At 59.6% G+C, this 15,773-nt stretch carries 12 protein-coding genes; 2 read left to right on the top strand and 10 right to left on the bottom strand.

The features are described from left to right. The first annotated feature begins 488 nt into the window (after window positions 1-488). Both G3M56_RS05910 and G3M56_RS05905 read left to right on the top strand, forming a co-directional pair. The gene (locus G3M56_RS05910) at window positions 489-1,565 is read left to right on the top strand and encodes an Mrp/NBP35 family ATP-binding protein (protein WP_164362801.1); all 1,077 of its coding nucleotides are present in this window, start codon (window positions 489-491) and stop codon (window positions 1,563-1,565) included. Window positions 1,566-1,583: 18 nt separating this feature from the next. Next, window positions 1,584-1,853, top strand: coding sequence for a DUF4032 domain-containing protein (locus tag G3M56_RS05905; RefSeq protein ID WP_235203614.1), 270 nt, complete (start codon window positions 1,584-1,586; stop codon window positions 1,851-1,853). Window positions 1,854-2,066: 213 nt separating this feature from the next. On the opposite strand, the gene G3M56_RS05900 is transcribed toward G3M56_RS05905, so the two are convergent. From G3M56_RS05900 to G3M56_RS05855, 10 genes are all read right to left on the bottom strand, one after another. After that, window positions 2,067-2,777, bottom strand: a complete 711-nt coding sequence (locus G3M56_RS05900; protein WP_164362798.1) for a YebC/PmpR family DNA-binding transcriptional regulator — start codon at window positions 2,775-2,777, stop codon at window positions 2,067-2,069. A 580-nt stretch (window positions 2,778-3,357) separates the two neighbouring features. Then, entirely contained in the window at window positions 3,358-5,934 is a 2,577-nt protein-coding gene (gene clpB / locus G3M56_RS05895) for an ATP-dependent chaperone ClpB (protein WP_164362796.1), read from the bottom strand. 171 nt (window positions 5,935-6,105) lie between these two features. Further along, complete coding sequence (locus G3M56_RS05890; protein ID WP_235203613.1) at window positions 6,106-6,387, bottom strand: type II toxin-antitoxin system RelE/ParE family toxin; 282 nt, start codon at window positions 6,385-6,387, stop codon at window positions 6,106-6,108. A gap of 8 nt (window positions 6,388-6,395) precedes the next feature. Continuing rightward, on the bottom strand, window positions 6,396-6,623 hold the full coding sequence (locus G3M56_RS05885) for an addiction module protein (RefSeq protein WP_164362793.1): 228 nt from the start codon (window positions 6,621-6,623) through the stop codon (window positions 6,396-6,398). A 390-nt stretch (window positions 6,624-7,013) separates the two neighbouring features. Further along, window positions 7,014-9,872, bottom strand: a complete 2,859-nt coding sequence (locus G3M56_RS05880) for a GNAT family N-acetyltransferase (RefSeq protein WP_164362792.1) — start codon at window positions 9,870-9,872, stop codon at window positions 7,014-7,016. A gap of 550 nt (window positions 9,873-10,422) precedes the next feature. Continuing rightward, a complete protein-coding gene (gene rplS / locus G3M56_RS05875; protein ID WP_164362791.1) occupies window positions 10,423-10,776 on the bottom strand; it encodes a 50S ribosomal protein L19 in 354 nt (117 codons plus the stop codon). A gap of 117 nt (window positions 10,777-10,893) precedes the next feature. After that, entirely contained in the window at window positions 10,894-12,084 is a 1,191-nt protein-coding gene (locus tag G3M56_RS05870) for a class I adenylate-forming enzyme family protein (protein WP_164362789.1), read from the bottom strand. Next, entirely contained in the window at window positions 12,069-13,001 is a 933-nt protein-coding gene (locus tag G3M56_RS05865; protein ID WP_235203612.1) for an enolase-like domain-containing protein, read from the bottom strand. Before G3M56_RS05865 ends, G3M56_RS05870 begins: the two co-directional genes overlap by 16 nt. A gap of 302 nt (window positions 13,002-13,303) precedes the next feature. Then, the gene (locus G3M56_RS05860; protein ID WP_164362786.1) at window positions 13,304-13,990 is read right to left on the bottom strand and encodes an ABC transporter ATP-binding protein; all 687 of its coding nucleotides are present in this window, start codon (window positions 13,988-13,990) and stop codon (window positions 13,304-13,306) included. After that, entirely contained in the window at window positions 13,987-15,675 is a 1,689-nt protein-coding gene (locus G3M56_RS05855) for an ABC transporter permease (RefSeq protein ID WP_164362785.1), read from the bottom strand. Before G3M56_RS05855 ends, G3M56_RS05860 begins: the two co-directional genes overlap by 4 nt. Window positions 15,676-15,773 lie beyond the last annotated feature (98 nt).

Here is a 15,773-nt window from a genome sequence, read left to right as displayed (position 1 = left end):
TCTGCGTGAGATCCCGCCATCGATCCCGCCATCGATCCCGCCATCGATTCCGATTCCGATTCCGATTCCGATAGCCATACCGACAAGAAAGAGCGTCGCCCACAACCAGACCTCGCTGGCGGGTCGGCATTCCTGCCGACATCCCCTGCCCAGAGCGAAGCGACCACTCTCACCGCCTTTGCGTCTCCGCGTCTTTGCGTGAGCCCCCCCCATCGATAGCGATACCGATAAGGGTATCGATGAAGAGGCGCACCGCCCACAAACGAACCTCGCTGGCGGGCCGGCATGCCTGCCGACATCCCATTGCCCAAAGCGAAGCTCGCACTCTCCCCTCCTTTGCGTCTTCGCGTCTCTGCGTGAGATCCCCCCATCCATACCGATAGGGATAGAAGCGAGCCAACTGAGTTGCCATCGCCGAATCCCCCGCCTCGGGAAATCCGCATACTTTTCCGCTTTGACTCGGGCGCGGGAGCGATTACCCGTCTTTCATGGCACTCACCGAAGACCTCATCCGCGAATCCCTCAAATCCGTCAAATACCCGGGCTTCAGCCGAGACATCGTCTCGTTCGGGTTGGTCAAATCCATCGAGATCAATGGAGCGGACGTAAAAGTGAAAATCGGCTTAGCCACCAAGGATCCAAGCGTTCCTGAGCTCATCTACAAACAAGCACACGAAGTGCTCACCGCGATCGACGGCATCGGTAACCCGACCATCGACCTCGAGATCCAGGACCCGCCAACCGGCCAACCGGCAGGTGCCAACACCAACCAGGGTCAGCCAGAAAAAGCCACCATTCCGGGCATCAAGCGCATCATCGCCGTCGGTTCCGGCAAAGGCGGCGTTGGCAAATCCACCGTGGCAGCCAACCTGGCAGCTACCCTTTCCCAGCAAGGCCTCAAAGTCGGCCTCTGCGACTGCGACCTCTACGGTCCATCGGTTGCCCACATGTTCGGCACCGATGAGAACCCACGCGCCAACGAAAAAGAGGAAATCATCCCGATCGAAGTCGATGGGATCAAGCTGATGTCGATGGGCTTCCTTCTCAGCGACGGCGCACCTGTGATCGTGCGTGGACCAATCGCCACCCGTTACACCCAGCAGTTCCTGCGCAACGTGGCATGGGGCGAGCTCGACGTCCTCATCCTCGACCTGCCACCAGGCACCGGCGACATCCAGCTGACCATCGTTCAGACCATCGCGTTGGACGGGGCCGTGATCGTCACCACTCCACAGGAAGTTGCGTTGATCGACGCCCGTAAAGCGGTTTCCATGTTCGACAAAGTGAACGTGCCAATCCTCGGGCTGATCGAGAACATGGCCTACTTCCAGTGCCCGTCGGACAACCAGCAGTACCACATTTTCGGAAAAGGCGGCGGCGTGCGTGAAGCAGAGAAACTCAACGTCCCTCTGCTCGCCCAGATCCCGATCACCATGCCAACCCGCGAAGGCGGAGACGCCGGCAAGCCAGTCAGCATCGCCGCTCCAGAGGATGCCGCGGCCCAGGCGTTCGCCTCGGTTACCGAGCAACTTGTGGCGCTTCCACTCTTCGCCAACGAGGCGTAGTGTACACAGCCCAGTCTGATGGGCGTAATCGTCAACCTCCGCTGGTACCTCATCCCGCGCCCCAAGCGTAACTTGGTAACAACGATGACCGATTCCCCATCAGACAAGAAGGGCAAAGCCTCGCTCTATCAGGAGTTCCTCTTCCAGCTCGACGAAATCCACCGCCACAAGTGGATCGAAAGCGAGAAGCGCGGCTACGACGTCGGCTTGGAGTTCGCCTTGGTCGACTGGATCCGCAACCACCGCGATGAGTGGCGCAAAAAGTGGCTGGAAGAACAGAACCAGTGAGGCTGCCCTACGGACGCTCAATCTGCGGGTAAATCGCCCCGTCGGGGCGACACCACACGGAGGTTGAAACCGCCGGCTTAACCTGCAACCCGTCGCTCCGCGACGCACGATACGCCCGCTCTTCCCATCTCACATTCGCTCCACTCAAAAAAAAAGCGCGCCCACCGGAGAGTCCTCCAGTGGGCGCGTTTTGTATAATCTGCTAACGCAACGTTAGGCGATGTTGGTGTAAACCGCCTGCACGTCGTCGTCGTCCTCGAGCTTGTCGATGAGAGTTTCGACCTCTTCCATCTGGGCCTCGGTCAACTCGATCGGCGAGGTTGGCACACGCTGCAGGCTCGACTTACGAGGCTCGATGCCGAGCTCTTCAATCGCCTTGCTCAACGAAGCGAAGGCCGTGTAGTCACCGCTGGCGTATGCCACGCCTTCGTTCACTTCGAATTCCTCCAACCCAGCGTCGATCAAGCCGAGCTCGATCTCTTCCAGATCCATTGCGTCGGTCACTTCGAACTCGATCACCGCCTTGCGCGAGAACATGAACTCAAGCGCACCGCTCTGCACCATCTGACCGCCGTTCTTGTTGAACACAGTCTTCAAGTTCGACACCGAACGGTTCGTATTGTCGGTCGCGCACTCGACGAAGATCATCACACCGTGCGGCCCCTTGCCTTCATAGGAAATTTCAGTGTACTCAGCACCATCGGCACCAGTGGCGCGGGCGATTGCCTTGTCCACGTTATCCTTGGGCATATTCTGCGCCTTGGCGTTCTGGATCGCGGTGCGCAACTTGGCGTTGGAATCTGGATCAGCGCCGCCCTCTTTGGCGGCCATAGTGATGGCGCGGGCAAGCTTTGGAAAGATCTTCGACATCTTGTCCCAGCGCGCCTCTTTCGACGCCCGGCGGTATTCAAATGCACGTCCCATATCTCGTTGTCGTTGATGGTAAAATTGTTGATCGCTCCACGAATCCGGAGCTCGGAACGCGACACTAAAAGCATCCCCGCCATCGCTCAAGTGATTTGCGCGATGGCGGGAGCGATAAGTTCGCAGCTCCAAGCACCAAGTCGCAACCCTGCCGATACCCTCCACCCAGAGCGATGCGACCGATCTCTCCTCCTTTGCGTCTTGGCGTCTCTACGCGAGATCCCCCCATCGACATCGATGGGGACTCCGATAGCGATACCGACAAGGAAGAGCGTCACCCAAAACCAGCCCTCGCTGGTGCGTCAGCATTCCTGCCGACATTCCCTGCGGAGCGATGCGACCGATCTCTCCTCCTTTGCGTCTTGGCGTCTCTGCGTGAGATCCCCCCTCGATAGCGATAGGGATCCCGATAGCGATAGCGACAACCCGCAGCCAGACATCGCTAGTGGGTCGGCATTCCTGCCGACATTCCCCGCTGAGCGCGGGCGACCACTCTCCCTCCCTTTGCATCTTGGCGTCTCTGCGTGAGCCCCCCATCGATGGAGATGAGGATATCGATATCGATGAGGAAGCGAGAGACCTACTCCTTCCGGAACACAATCTCGCCGTCCCCGGCATCCGCCGTGATCGAATCCCCATCGCGGAACGTGCCCTCAAGCAAATCCAGGCTCAATGGGTTGAGCAGCCGATCCTGGATCGTCCGCTTCAACGGCCGCGCACCGTACACCGGATCGAAACCCTCGTTCGCCAGGAAATCCTTGGCACCATCCGTCACCGTCAATGTGATCCGTCGCCCTTCCAAGCGCCTCAACACACGACGTAATTGAATCTCGACGATCTGATGCAGGTCCTCACGGGTCAGGCGATCGAAGATAATGATGTCGTCGATCCGGTTGAGGAACTCGGGGCGGAAATGCCCGCGCACCGCATCGTTCACCCGTTGGTCCCGCGTCGCCTTGTCCGAGTCATCCAGAATGAACTCACTTCCGATGTTGCTGGTCATGATCAGCACCGTGTTGCGGAAGTCCACCGTGCGCCCCTGACCGTCGGTGATCCGTCCATCGTCGAGCACCTGAAGCAAGGCATTGAACACATCAGGATGCGCCTTTTCCACCTCGTCGAAAAGCACCACGGAATAGGGCCGACGCCGCACCGATTCGGTCAACTGCCCGCCCTCTTCGTAGCCGACATATCCCGGAGGGGCTCCGATCAACCGCGCAACACTGTGCTTCTCCATGTACTCGCTCATGTCGATGCGAGTCATCGCGTCCTCGTCGTCGAAAAGAAACTCCGCCAACGCACGTGACAACTCGGTTTTGCCCACACCCGTCGGCCCGAGGAACAAGAACGACCCGATCGGACGGTTCTCATCCTGCAGCCCGGCACGCGCCCGGCGCACCGCATTGGAAACCGCGACCACCGCCTTCTTCTGGCCGATCACCCGGTCGCCGATCCGCTCCTCCATGTGCACGAGCTTTTGTTGTTCGCCTTCCTGCAACTTCGACACAGGAATCCCGGTCCAAGACGAAACCACCGCCGCAATCTCCTCGTCCGTCACTTCTTCCTGCAAAATCGATCCATGCTCCTGCATCTCGGCGAGCTTCTGCTTGGTCTGCTCAAGCTTCGCTTCAATCTCAGGGATCGCGCCATACTGGATCTCACTCGCCTTGGTCAGATCGCCCTCACGCTGCGCCTTCTCCACATCGATGCGCAATTGCTCCAACGCCTCCTGCAGGTGCCCGGACTCATCGATCACGCTCTTCTCATTCTGCCAGCGGGTCTTGAGTTGGTTGCTCTGCTCGCGCAAATCCGCCATCTCACGCTCCACCTTCTCCAGTCGCTCCTTCGACGCGCTGTCCTTTTCCTTCGCCAGCGCCTGGCGCTCCATTTCCAACTGCATCACCTGACGCTCCATCTGGTCGATCTCCGTCGGCATGGAATCCAACTCAATCTTCAAACGCGAGCCCGCCTCGTCCATCAAATCAATCGCCTTGTCCGGCAAGAACCGGTCGCTGATGTAGCGGTCCGACAACACAGCCGCAGCCACAATCGCCGCATCCGTGATGCGCACGCCGTGGTGCACTTCGTAGCGTTCCTTCAACCCACGCAGAATCGCAATCGTGTCCTCAACCGTTGGCTCACCGACGTTGACCGGCTGGAAGCGCCGCTCCAACGCAGCGTCCTTCTCCACGTACTTGCGGTACTCGTCGAGCGTCGTCGCACCAATCGTCCGCAGTTCACCACGCGCCAGCTTTGGCTTCAATAGGTTCGAAGCGTCCACAGCCCCCTCGGACGCGCCTGCTCCGACAATCGTGTGCAACTCGTCGATGAACAAAATGATGCCACCCTCGGCGTCGGTCACCTCTTTGAGGAATGCCTTCAAGCGGTCCTCAAACTCACCGCGGTACTTTGCTCCGGCAATCATCGCGCCAATATCCATCGATATCAGCCGCTTGTTCTTGAGAGAATCCGGCACATCCCCGCTGACGATGCGCCGCGCCAGACCTTCGGCGATCGCCGTCTTCCCCACCCCCGGCTCACCGATGAGCACCGGGTTGTTCTTTGTCCGACGCGACAACACCTGCATCACGCGACGAATCTCGTGGTCGCGCCCGATCACCGGGTCAATCTTACCCGCCCGCGCCCTGGCCGTGAGGTCATCGCCGTACTTCTCAAGCGACTGAAACTTCCCTTCAGGGTCCTGGTCGGTCACGCGGTGCGACCCACGCACTTCGCTCAACGCACCGAGCATCTTTTCCTTGGTCGCTCCATTCTGCTTCAGCACCTCGCCCGCGGCAGACGTGCCATCTGCCATCGCCAGCAGCGCGTGCTCGACGCTCAAAAACTCATCGCCCAGCGACTTCATCTCACCTTCCGCCGCCGCCATCGTCTGCCCCAACTCGCGCGACATCCGCAAATCTCCGCCGCTCCCGCTGATCTTCGGTTGCCGCTCCAACCACGCCAGCGCATCCTTTTCCACCTTCGCCGCAGGCACCCCCAACTTCGCAAACAGCGGCACCGCCACACCATCGGCCTGCCGCATCACCGCCACCAACAAATGCGCCGGCGACAGCTCCTGGTGACCAAGCTCATGAGCCAGCGACTGCGCCGCCCCAAAAGCTTCCTGCATCTTATGAGTCATCTGATTCGGATTCATGACTGGAGAAAAAATCAGTTCAAATGCGATACGCGCGACAAGCACGTTTCAGACCGCTCTGATCATCCCAGACACAGCCGAAACCGATGCCCGATTCGCGCCCATATCAGCGCCAACCTACCAATCAAAACCTCTCAAAAATCAAGTAATTTTGCTCCGTTGCAAGCACAGCTACAACCGCCGACGCCAATAATCAGGCTTTCTTCGACTAGACGCCACAGCAATCACCACGAGACGCTCGTTACGTACGACGTATGCCACGTAGTAAGGAAATACCGGGCAATTGATCCGGCGATATCCCAGTGCTCGCTCACGCCAAAGATACGGGTGCTGAGCCGCGACCTTCAGCACCCCGGCAACCTCATCACGAACACGCTTTCCCAGCCCCGTTGCCTTGGATTCATAATAATCCACGGCATCAATGAGGTCGCGACGAGCCTCCTCGGAAAACACGACCTCCACTACCCGATCCGCCGGTCAATCTCTTCGAATACATCGCCTGCAGGAACCATCTTCGACTCCCCGGAGTCCACTCTCTCGATTCGCCGTTTGATCTCATCCTCCCAAGCCGCGCCCACGCTAGGATCCGCAACTGGCTCGGCTGCCTTGAAAACACGATTCAACAACTCAACCCGCTGATTTTCAGGAAGCGCCAATATATCAGACTCAAGTTGGGGGAGCGTAGGCATGGAGCCCATCATAAGCTTCATCCTCAGCGAATTCGAGGGATTTCATACAGCCGAGACGCGAGAATATTGCCTCGAATTGCGCGATTACGACGGTGGCCTGTGAATTCCGAGAAACCGAGACCCACAAACGTTCGAACACCACCCAGACGACAGGAATGTCGTCCCTCCAGCGCTTCGCATTCTGATTTGGCCGACGCTGGTGGGTCGGGAGCCCTGCCGACCTCTCATTCCCTCAGCAGCCCAGCGTTCGCGTAGCCTCTGCGTCCCCCCCATCGATTGCGATACGGATAGCGATATCGATGAGGAGGAGCGTCTCCCGCAACCGAACCTCGCTGGTGGGTCGGCATTCGTGCCGACATTCCAAAAACCAATGAGCGCAGCGAACACTACCTACCCCTCGAACAGCGCCTCGAAATGCGCGGCTGCGGCGGAGGCCAGTCCTTCCGGGTTGTACCCACCTTCGAGCACGGAGATCATGCGACCGCCAGCCCAACGCTCGGAAATCGCACTCACCGCACGGGTCAGGTCGGCGAAGTCCTCGTCGCTCAAAGTGAAGTCACCCACCGGATCGTCAATCCGCGCATCAAACCCCGCGGAGATCAGCACGAGGTCCGGCTGGAAACTCTCCATTGCGTCGGTGAGCGGGCCTGTGATCAGCGGCAAAATCTCATCGCGTCCACTGCCCTCGGGAAGCGGAAAGTTCATCACCGTCCCACGTCCCGGTCCGGCGCCAGTCTCTTCAGCCCCGCCGGAGAACGGAAAAATCCCCTGTTGGTGGCTGGAAAAGCAAAAGACACTCGGGTCCGCACTGAAAATGTCCTGCGTTCCATTGCCGTGGTGCACGTCCCAATCGACAATCAGCACCCGCTTCACCCCATGCACCTCCTGCGCATGACGCGCCATGAGTGCAATGTTGTTATAGACACAAAAGCCCATCCCGCGGTCCGGCGTGGCATGGTGCCCCGGTGGGCGCACCGCAACGAAGGCACGGTTGATCTCATTGGTCATCACGCGGTCGACCGCCTCCAACCCGGCCCCAACGGCCAGCTTCGCGACCCGCTCGGACTCCGGACAAATTGGCGTATCCCCCGTCCGCAGCTGGTCCGCCAGGTTTTCTACGTCGATGTGCACGATGTCGAGATAGTGCGCCGCGTGGCATCGCAGTAATTCGGCACGCGTCGCCTCGCGCCCGCGCAGTGGCACCGCGTCCAGCGTTTCCGCCAACCCGCGCAACCGATCACCCAGCACCTGATATCGTTCCGGCGTTTCCACCTGCCCCGGGCCGGTGTCGTGCTTCAGGCAACTTTCCGACCAAAACCAGCCAACCCGATAGCTCGGAGCCGCATCTCCATTGAGCTTCTCGCCACGCTCGGACTGAAACAGCTTGGCCAGTTCGAGGATTTTCGCCACCTCCATCGTGCAGACAAAGCCATCCGTATCCTGCGAGCGCTTGGACGTCGCGCCATACTTCTCAAACAACTGCCGCATCGGACGGTTGCCGGTCATGACCTCGGCCCAAAAGCGCTCAATCCCACGCGCACTGGCAATGTCCGCCAATTGTTCCAGCAAAATACTCGCCATCCCCATCCGTCGCCGCTCGTCGTGCACGACAAACGCAATCTCCGCGGACTTGCCATCATCGTCCTGATAGAATCGACCGACCGATCGCAGTTCCGGTGCACCACCAGCATGAGCTTCCTCGAAAATGCCCAACGCCAGATCTCGGGTCTGATCGACACCCACCAGCTCGTACGCCGAATCCGCCGGCATGTTCTCGCGCAAATAGCCATAGCGCCAGCGCACGGTTTCTTCGGAGTGACTATAGAAGAACTGCTGCAACCTGCGGATGTCCGAAGGATGCAATGGCCGCAGGAAGAAGTTGCGCGCTCCATCCTTGCCCAGCACAAGCCGCTGAAACTCAACCCCGCTGGTCATGTCATCGGGCTTCACACTGGTCGGCGCGAGCGACACAAACTTCGGAATCCAGCCACGCGCATGGGCACCACGCAACAACTCCTCGCGGAACTTCGGATGCGCGATCTGGATCATCTCCAACGCCCGGTCACGGATGCTCAAGCCACGCAACGCCGCCACCCCATACTCGGTAACAATGTACTGCACGTCGGTGCGTCCGGTCGCCACACTCGTCCCCTCGGTCAGCCCCGCCACAATCCTCGACTCGGTCTGGTCCGAGTTGGTCGAGGGCAGCACATACACCGGCCTACCGCCCGGGCTGGCCGTCGCGCCGCGCAGGAAGTCAATCTGCGCGCCGATCCCGCCATAGTACTGGTGCCCCGCCGAGTCCCGCACCACCTGGCCGGTGATGTCGATCAAGCGCGCTCCATTCACCGCCACCATTTTGTGGTTCAGCGCGATCACCGACGGATCGTTCACCCAACCACTCGAGTGAAACGAGACCTCCGGATTCTCATTCACAAAATCGTAAACGGCCCGCGAGCCAATCGCATGACTGGCAATGGTCGTCCCCGCTTGGAAGTGCTTGCGTGAGTTGTCCACTGCACCGCACTTGATCAGATCAATCAAGGCATCGCTCAGCATCCCAGTGTGAATGCCAAGTCGCTGGTGCCCCGCCAGCGACGCGATCACCGTCTGCGGCGTGTGACCAATCCCCACCTGCAACGTCGATCCATCCTCCACAAGCTCGGCCAAATACCCGCCAATCCGTGAGCGCACCGCATCGTTCTCCGGCCGTTCCAGCACCGGCAACGGCATGTGCCCCTCGAGGAAATACTGCACGTCCGCCGCATGGATCGTCGCCCCACCATTGGTCCTCGGCATGTGGCGGTTGATCTGCGCCACCACAATCCGCGCCGAATCCACCGCCGCACGCACCACATCGACACTCACGCCGAGTGTCATGTTGCCATTTTCATCCGGCGGCGAAACCGTCACCAACGCCACATCCACCGGCAGGATCGTGCTCTTGAACAACTTGGGCACTTCCGACAGCGAGCACGGCGTGTAATCCGCCCGCCCCTCGATCACCGCCTGCCCCACCTCCGGGGTCATGAAGAACGTGTTGGTGCGGAACTGCGCCGCGTACTTCTTCTCAATCCACGGCGTCGCCCCCAACGTGTGAATGTGCACCAACTCGACATCGCGCAAACGGTCCCCCGCCGCGAGCATGCCATCGATCAACTTGCGCGGCACACCCGCACCCGATCCAATGAAAACGCGCGCTCCAGGGCGCACAATACGCGGCCAGTCGGTAGGTTTCAGTTCATTCACGCCGCCACGCTAGGGAGACGAACAATGCGTGTAAAGAACGACTGTGCCCAGGGCGTTTGGATGTCTGCGCCCTGGCGCTCCGCGCCCACGATAGAGAATCAATCTCGATGAGGACGCAAGCGTTGCCATGCGCGGACAGGCGTCAGTATTGCCATCCCCTGATGCGATCGCCCTCCACCCTTCATCGCGAAGCGATGGGTTACCGGCTAGCCTGCGGTTTCAACCGCAGGTTGGGCCCGCATCGCCTCACCTCGTCCCATCGGGACGGCTTATCCCAATAGGCACCGCCTCAGTAAACCGCAGGCTAAGCAGTAAGCAGTCGCTCCGCGAACATTCCTCGTGCATCTCTGCCCCCCCCCATCCAAACCAAAAGCCCTTCGTGATCTTCGTGCCTTCCCGGTTGATATCCACCTCACCTCTGCGTCTCCGCGTGAGCCCATTCCTCTGTGGTTCAATCTGTCCACACAACAAAAATTGCCCGGCCGCATTCTCAGCAGCCGGGCAATTTGAAAATTTCGGATGTCAGGCGGCGTGCGCCTGGATCGCGAACTTAGGCGTCTTTGCGCACCTTGACGGTGGTCGCCGACTTACCAACGCGGTCGCGGAGGTAGTGGAGACGTGCACGACGGACTTTGCCGCGGGACACCACCTCGATCTTAGCGATACGTGGTGTGTGAAGTGGGAATGTACGCTCAACACCTTCGCCGTGGGAAATCTTACGCACGGTGAATGCCTTGTTCAGGGATGCACCTTTGGTTGCGATCACGATACCAGCGAAAATCTGGACACGCTCTTTTCCACCCTCAACCACGCGGCAGTGGACTTTCACGGTGTCACCAACATCGAAAGACGTCACGTCGTCTTTCAGCTGTTCCTTCTCAATCTTGTCAATCACGTTGCTCATAGCCACGAAGCGGTTAAGGGTATAAAAATTTGTCGCTCCCAATCAACGGGAGGGCGTCACCGATACGCGCAATCACAAAGAAACGCAAAGTATTTTTTGCCGTGAATTTGCGGGATACTAGATGTCCCCCTGAACGAGCGCAACCAGCTCGCTGCGACGCACTTTCCCGAGCGCCGATCGAGGGATCCTCGGCACACGTACGATGGTGCCGAGCCGCTCGACTCCGAGGGTCGCTTCGTCACGATTGAAGCGCTCGATGGCCGCCCCCTCAGCCCCTTGTGCGAGCGATTCATCGATCACCGCCACCAGCCGGTGCTCGCGTCGGGCGTCAGGCACCGCACAAACCGCCACGGCATGGGGAACCGCGCCGGCATTTACCAACAGTCGGTGAAGCTGTCGCTCCACGCCATCCACCGCCACCAGCTCGCCGAGCACTTTGACCAAATCATCCGCCCGTCCCGCCGGCACGATCTCGAGTCCATCGGCATGCTCCACCAACTCCACTCGGTCACTGGTGGAAAACCATCCCTCACCATCCGCGCCCGCAACGAGTTCCCCGTTACTTTCCTCCGCAGCAGCAGACAAGTAGCCGGAAAACAAAGCCGCCCCCCGCACCGACAAGCGCCCGAGCCGTCGCCCGTCCGCCGCATCCGTGCGCACGTCCCACCCGTTCATCACCAGCATCCGGGGATCGTCAGGCCGCGCCGTCGCAATCTGAGAGGCTGTCTCCGTCATCCCGAAAGACCGCAGCAACGGCCACCCCAGCTTGCGCGCGGCCGCATACAGCTCGTCGCCCAAGGCTCCACCGCCCACAACCACACCGCGCAAGCTCGACGGCGCCGATTCCCCCGCAGCCACCAGATCGTGAACCTGCGTTGGCACCAAAGAACACCAAGTCGCCCGCTCAGTGCGGCAAACCTCCAAAAAACGCCCGACATCCCATTTGCCCGCCAGGTGAACCGCCTTGCACCCAGACACCGCGGCCCGCGCAAACACACCAAGCCCGCCCACATGACCTACCGGCAACGGACACAACCAAACGTCATCCCCCCTCACCCCAAGATGCGCGCACACCTGCCGCGCCGATGCCAACAACGACTCCTTCGTCAGCACCACATACTTGGGCACACCGGTCGACCCTGAGGTCGCGAAAACCACAGCCGAATCCCCACCCCACGCCAGCGCTGCGGTGAGGGATTCCACCTCCGCTCGTCTGGCAAACCCGGGAGGCACCGCAAAATCACAGCCCTCCTCCCAGAACCGCGGGTCCAACAGCCGCGGCACACTCACTTCTAGAGCTCTTTCCACGGCAGCCCTTCCAACAGGTCGTCAAACCCGAGCCCGGTTCCTTCCACAGCGGACAACCGCCCGCCAGACAAACTCAACTGCTCGAAAAACGGATCCTCTTCGAACAAAGTATGCGTCGCCAACCCATGGAACATATCCGCACGCGGGTCGAACTGCCGCAGTCGGGCACACTCATACGCCGCATACATCTGCCCCAGTGCGTGGTCCATATAGCTGGTCACCACCACACGGCGGTCGCTGCGTTCGCGACCCAAAATCAAATCGATGTCCTCAGTCGATGGCTTGAGCACCGCCACGTCGTAGCCGAACTTTCCGTTCTTCTGCGAACGGTCCAGCGCGAGCGGCAGGCCTTCCTGTTCCATCAACGCCCAATCGTGAATATCGAACGGGCAAGGATCTTCGATATAGTCGACCGCTTCCTGATCCTGACTGCGCAATGACTTCCACCACGAGATCAGCAAGCGCGCATTGCCGGTACCATTGAAATCCAGACGCACCCGCTGGAAACGCTGACTGGCCTGGCCCAGCACATCGCGAAGCTTGAGCATGCTACTGCCGTCGACCTTCACCTTCACCACCGAAAACTCAGCCACCTCGTCCCAGTTGTCGCCGCTCAGATGCCCGTGGCACACCGGCATTTCCAGCCCGGCGTAAAGCGACACCTGATGGCGACGCGCCTCTCCATCTAGACTCGCGCACTGGAGCGCACGTCGTCCCAGCTTACCGGGAAGCCCTTCCTTCAAGCGCCGCAGCTCCTGCGTCAGCGACTCATCCCCCAACTCCGGCCACGGGTTGATGCACCCATAGCCCTGCCCGGCCTTAATCAATGCACCGTGCACTTCACGACGGTCTGTCAGTGCATTCATCGTCGCACGCGATCTCAGACAATAAGGCCAATAGAAGATGGAGGTATTCATTAACAGTGGGGGAATTCTATGCGTCGATCGAATGAAGCTGTTCGGGGACGGGAGACAGGCCATCCCAAAAGCCGGGTCCCACTTTGGGAATCGGAGCCCAGCTATCAATTGGACAAATTCCCAGTTGATCCGCAACCCTTTCTCTCAAGCAGTACCGCGAAAGGTTATATGCGCACGAAAACAGGAGCGTCAACGCAAAATCCGACAGCGTTTGACCTTACAGCGGATCGCATGAATTTTATCAAATTCACGTCACCCGCATTCGCACTCGACTGACCAGCCATGGCCTCCCCCCATCAAGCCTAGCGGTTCGGGCAAACATCATCCGCTCCGCACTGGGCGCATCCGCTCATCTCACTCACCCGGTCGGCAGCGGCATCCGCGTCCGCACGGTCGTGGGTGACAATGATTGCGGATGTCAACGTCTGCTTAAGCACAGCCCGCAACTCCGCCCGCAGCTTGCCCCGCACCGCTGTATCCAGATTGGAAAAGGGTTCATCCAGCAAGATCAACCCAGGTGACGGTGCCAGCGCCCTTGCCAAGGCGACGCGTTGTTGCTGTCCGCCGGAAAGTTGCCCGGGGTAGCGCTTGGCCAGTCCCTCGGTGCGGGTCAGTTCCATGATTTCGGCGATCCGTCCGCGGCGCTTACCGCGCGGCATGCGATGCAAGCCATAGCGAATGTTCTGCTCAACCGTCATGTGAGGGAACAACGCGAAGTCTTGAAAAACCAACCCGATATTGCGGCGCTCGGGCAAGGCATGCGTGATGTCTTTTCCATTTAAAAGCACACGCCCAGAGTCCGGAGCCAATAGCCCGGCGGCAATGCGCAAGACCGTGGTTTTGCCACAGCCCGACTCACCGAGCAACGCCAGGATCTCGCCCTTGGCCAAGCTCAGGTTGTAATCGCGGAGCACCGCCTGGCCGGCATAGGAAAAGCACAAGTTCTCAATCTCAAGTGCCAGATAGTCGTTGGATGCTTGCGAGGTCATGAGTTGGGAGATTGTACGATGCGACGAACCGCCATCAATGCCAGAGCCGATGTGGCAGTCAAAATCAAGGCCGGCAGCGCTCCTGCACTGAAACGCTCTTCAGCATGAAAGAGTCCATAAGTAGCAGTCGCGAGAGTCTCGGTGTTGGCCGGGCGCAAAATCAACGTCAGCGGAAGTTCTTTGAGAATATCGACCACCAGAATCACGGCAGCGCCGATCAAGCCGGGCGCCATCAATGGTAAGTGGATGCGCACCAAGGTCACCCACTTACCATGTCCAAGCGATGCCGAGGCATCATCCAGATGCTGATGGTTCTGCTTCAGGCCGGACTCAGCGAAGTTATAGCCCACGCTGAGGAAACGCAGTGTGTAGGCAAACGCCAGCCCAATGGTCGTGGTATGAAACAAATACTCCGCCACGCCCTCGGCATGGTTCAGCAGCAACCCCTGCGTCGCCAGCAGGATGACCCCAAGAATGGCCGCCGGAATCGCATACCCCAGCAGCGCACACCGCGTCACCAAGGTCATCCACCACCGGGGCACCAGCCGGTGGGCATATGCCAAACAGATCGCCACAATCAAAATCGGCACACCGGCTTGCAGCGCCAACCAAACGCTCTCACCCACCAGCGGAAGAATGCGCCCCAACCGCTCCCAGGATTCCTCAAACCCAGGCATCAGCGCCAAATGTACCAGTTTCCCCAAGGGCAAAACAAAACCAAGCAAAGCAACACTGCCGCAGCCCAGCCACATCGCCAATGCCCCGCGCCACCCAAGCGGCTTGCCCGAATATCGATGCGATGCGCTCCGGTGGGAATGGTAACGCCGACCACCACGCATCAATCGCTCGACCACAATCACCACAAACACCAACGCCATCAAAATCGCCGACACCCGCATCGCGCTCCCCAACTCATCCAACTCGGTCCACACGTAGAAAATCCCGGTGGTCAATGTGCGGATCCCGAGAATCTCCATCGCGCCAAACTCATTCAGCGTCTCCAGCAACGCCAACAGCCCCCCAGCAGCCAACGCCGGACGCGCCAAAGGCAGCGCCACTTTGAAAAACGTCCCCGTCATCCCATGCCCCAACATCCGCGATGCCTCGAGATAACTCGCCGACTGACGCGTGAACGACGCCCGCGCCGCCAGATAAACATACGGGTAGAACGACAAGCTCAACACAACAACGGCCAGCCCTGTGTTCGCCGCTCGGTCGAGCTCGAGAATCGACTCCACTTCAAAGGTATCCCTCACCCACATCAGGGCGTCGTTCTTGTGGTCCACCGTGACCAACTTCCAACAAACCGCCATCACGTAGGTCGGAATCGCCATCGGCAGCACCAGAAGAAGATCCAGCAGGCGCTTCCCCTTGAATTGATAAACCGACACCAACCAGGCTGCAGCGGTCCCCAACACGACCGTACCAACGCCCACTCCCCCCAACATCACCAACGTGCCACGAACATATCGCTGCAACGTGGATGGCTCACCATTGCCATCGGAATGAGTCAGCAATTCCCAGAACTCCTGCGGCGGCTCCAGCAAGCTCTTGAAGAGCACCACCAATGGCATCAGCGCAAGCAATGCCACGACCACCGCCCCAACAACCCAGGGCGCCTGACAGCGTGTCCGCTGCCATAATCCATAAACAAACGAAAGTGCGCTGGTGGATCGACTCTGCATCTCTGATGATTTGCCTCCCTACAGACTCCACAGCCCCCCCGCAACCACGAGTCCAACATTCGCCACGCGGAAGACCGGGGCGACACGCGGGCAATGAT

It is taken from the genome of Sulfuriroseicoccus oceanibius, from assembly GCF_010681825.2.
GTDB lineage: Bacteria > Verrucomicrobiota > Verrucomicrobiia > Verrucomicrobiales > SLCJ01 > Sulfuriroseicoccus > Sulfuriroseicoccus oceanibius.
Note: the sequence above shows the minus strand (reverse complement) of the source record. Positions and strands in the feature narration are given on the sequence as shown.

Bases quoted from the DNA above. Each gene is read 5' to 3' on its own strand.
- G3M56_RS05910 (WP_164362801.1), top strand. From the start codon at position 489: ATGGCACTCACCGAAGACCTCATCCGCGAATCCCTCAAATCCGTCAAA.
- G3M56_RS05905 (WP_235203614.1), top strand. From the start codon at position 1,584: ATGGGCGTAATCGTCAACCTCCGCTGGTACCTCATCCCGCGCCCCAAG.
- G3M56_RS05900 (WP_164362798.1), bottom strand. From the start codon at position 2,777: ATGGGACGTGCATTTGAATACCGCCGGGCGTCGAAAGAGGCGCGCTGG.
- clpB (WP_164362796.1), bottom strand. From the start codon at position 5,934: ATGAATCCGAATCAGATGACTCATAAGATGCAGGAAGCTTTTGGGGCG.
- G3M56_RS05885 (WP_164362793.1), bottom strand. From the start codon at position 6,623: ATGCCTACGCTCCCCCAACTTGAGTCTGATATATTGGCGCTTCCTGAA.
- rplS (WP_164362791.1), bottom strand. From the start codon at position 10,776: ATGAGCAACGTGATTGACAAGATTGAGAAGGAACAGCTGAAAGACGAC.
- G3M56_RS05865 (WP_235203612.1), bottom strand. From the start codon at position 13,001: ATGAATACCTCCATCTTCTATTGGCCTTATTGTCTGAGATCGCGTGCG.
- G3M56_RS05860 (WP_164362786.1), bottom strand. From the start codon at position 13,990: ATGACCTCGCAAGCATCCAACGACTATCTGGCACTTGAGATTGAGAAC.
- G3M56_RS05855 (WP_164362785.1), bottom strand. From the start codon at position 15,675: ATGCAGAGTCGATCCACCAGCGCACTTTCGTTTGTTTATGGATTATGG.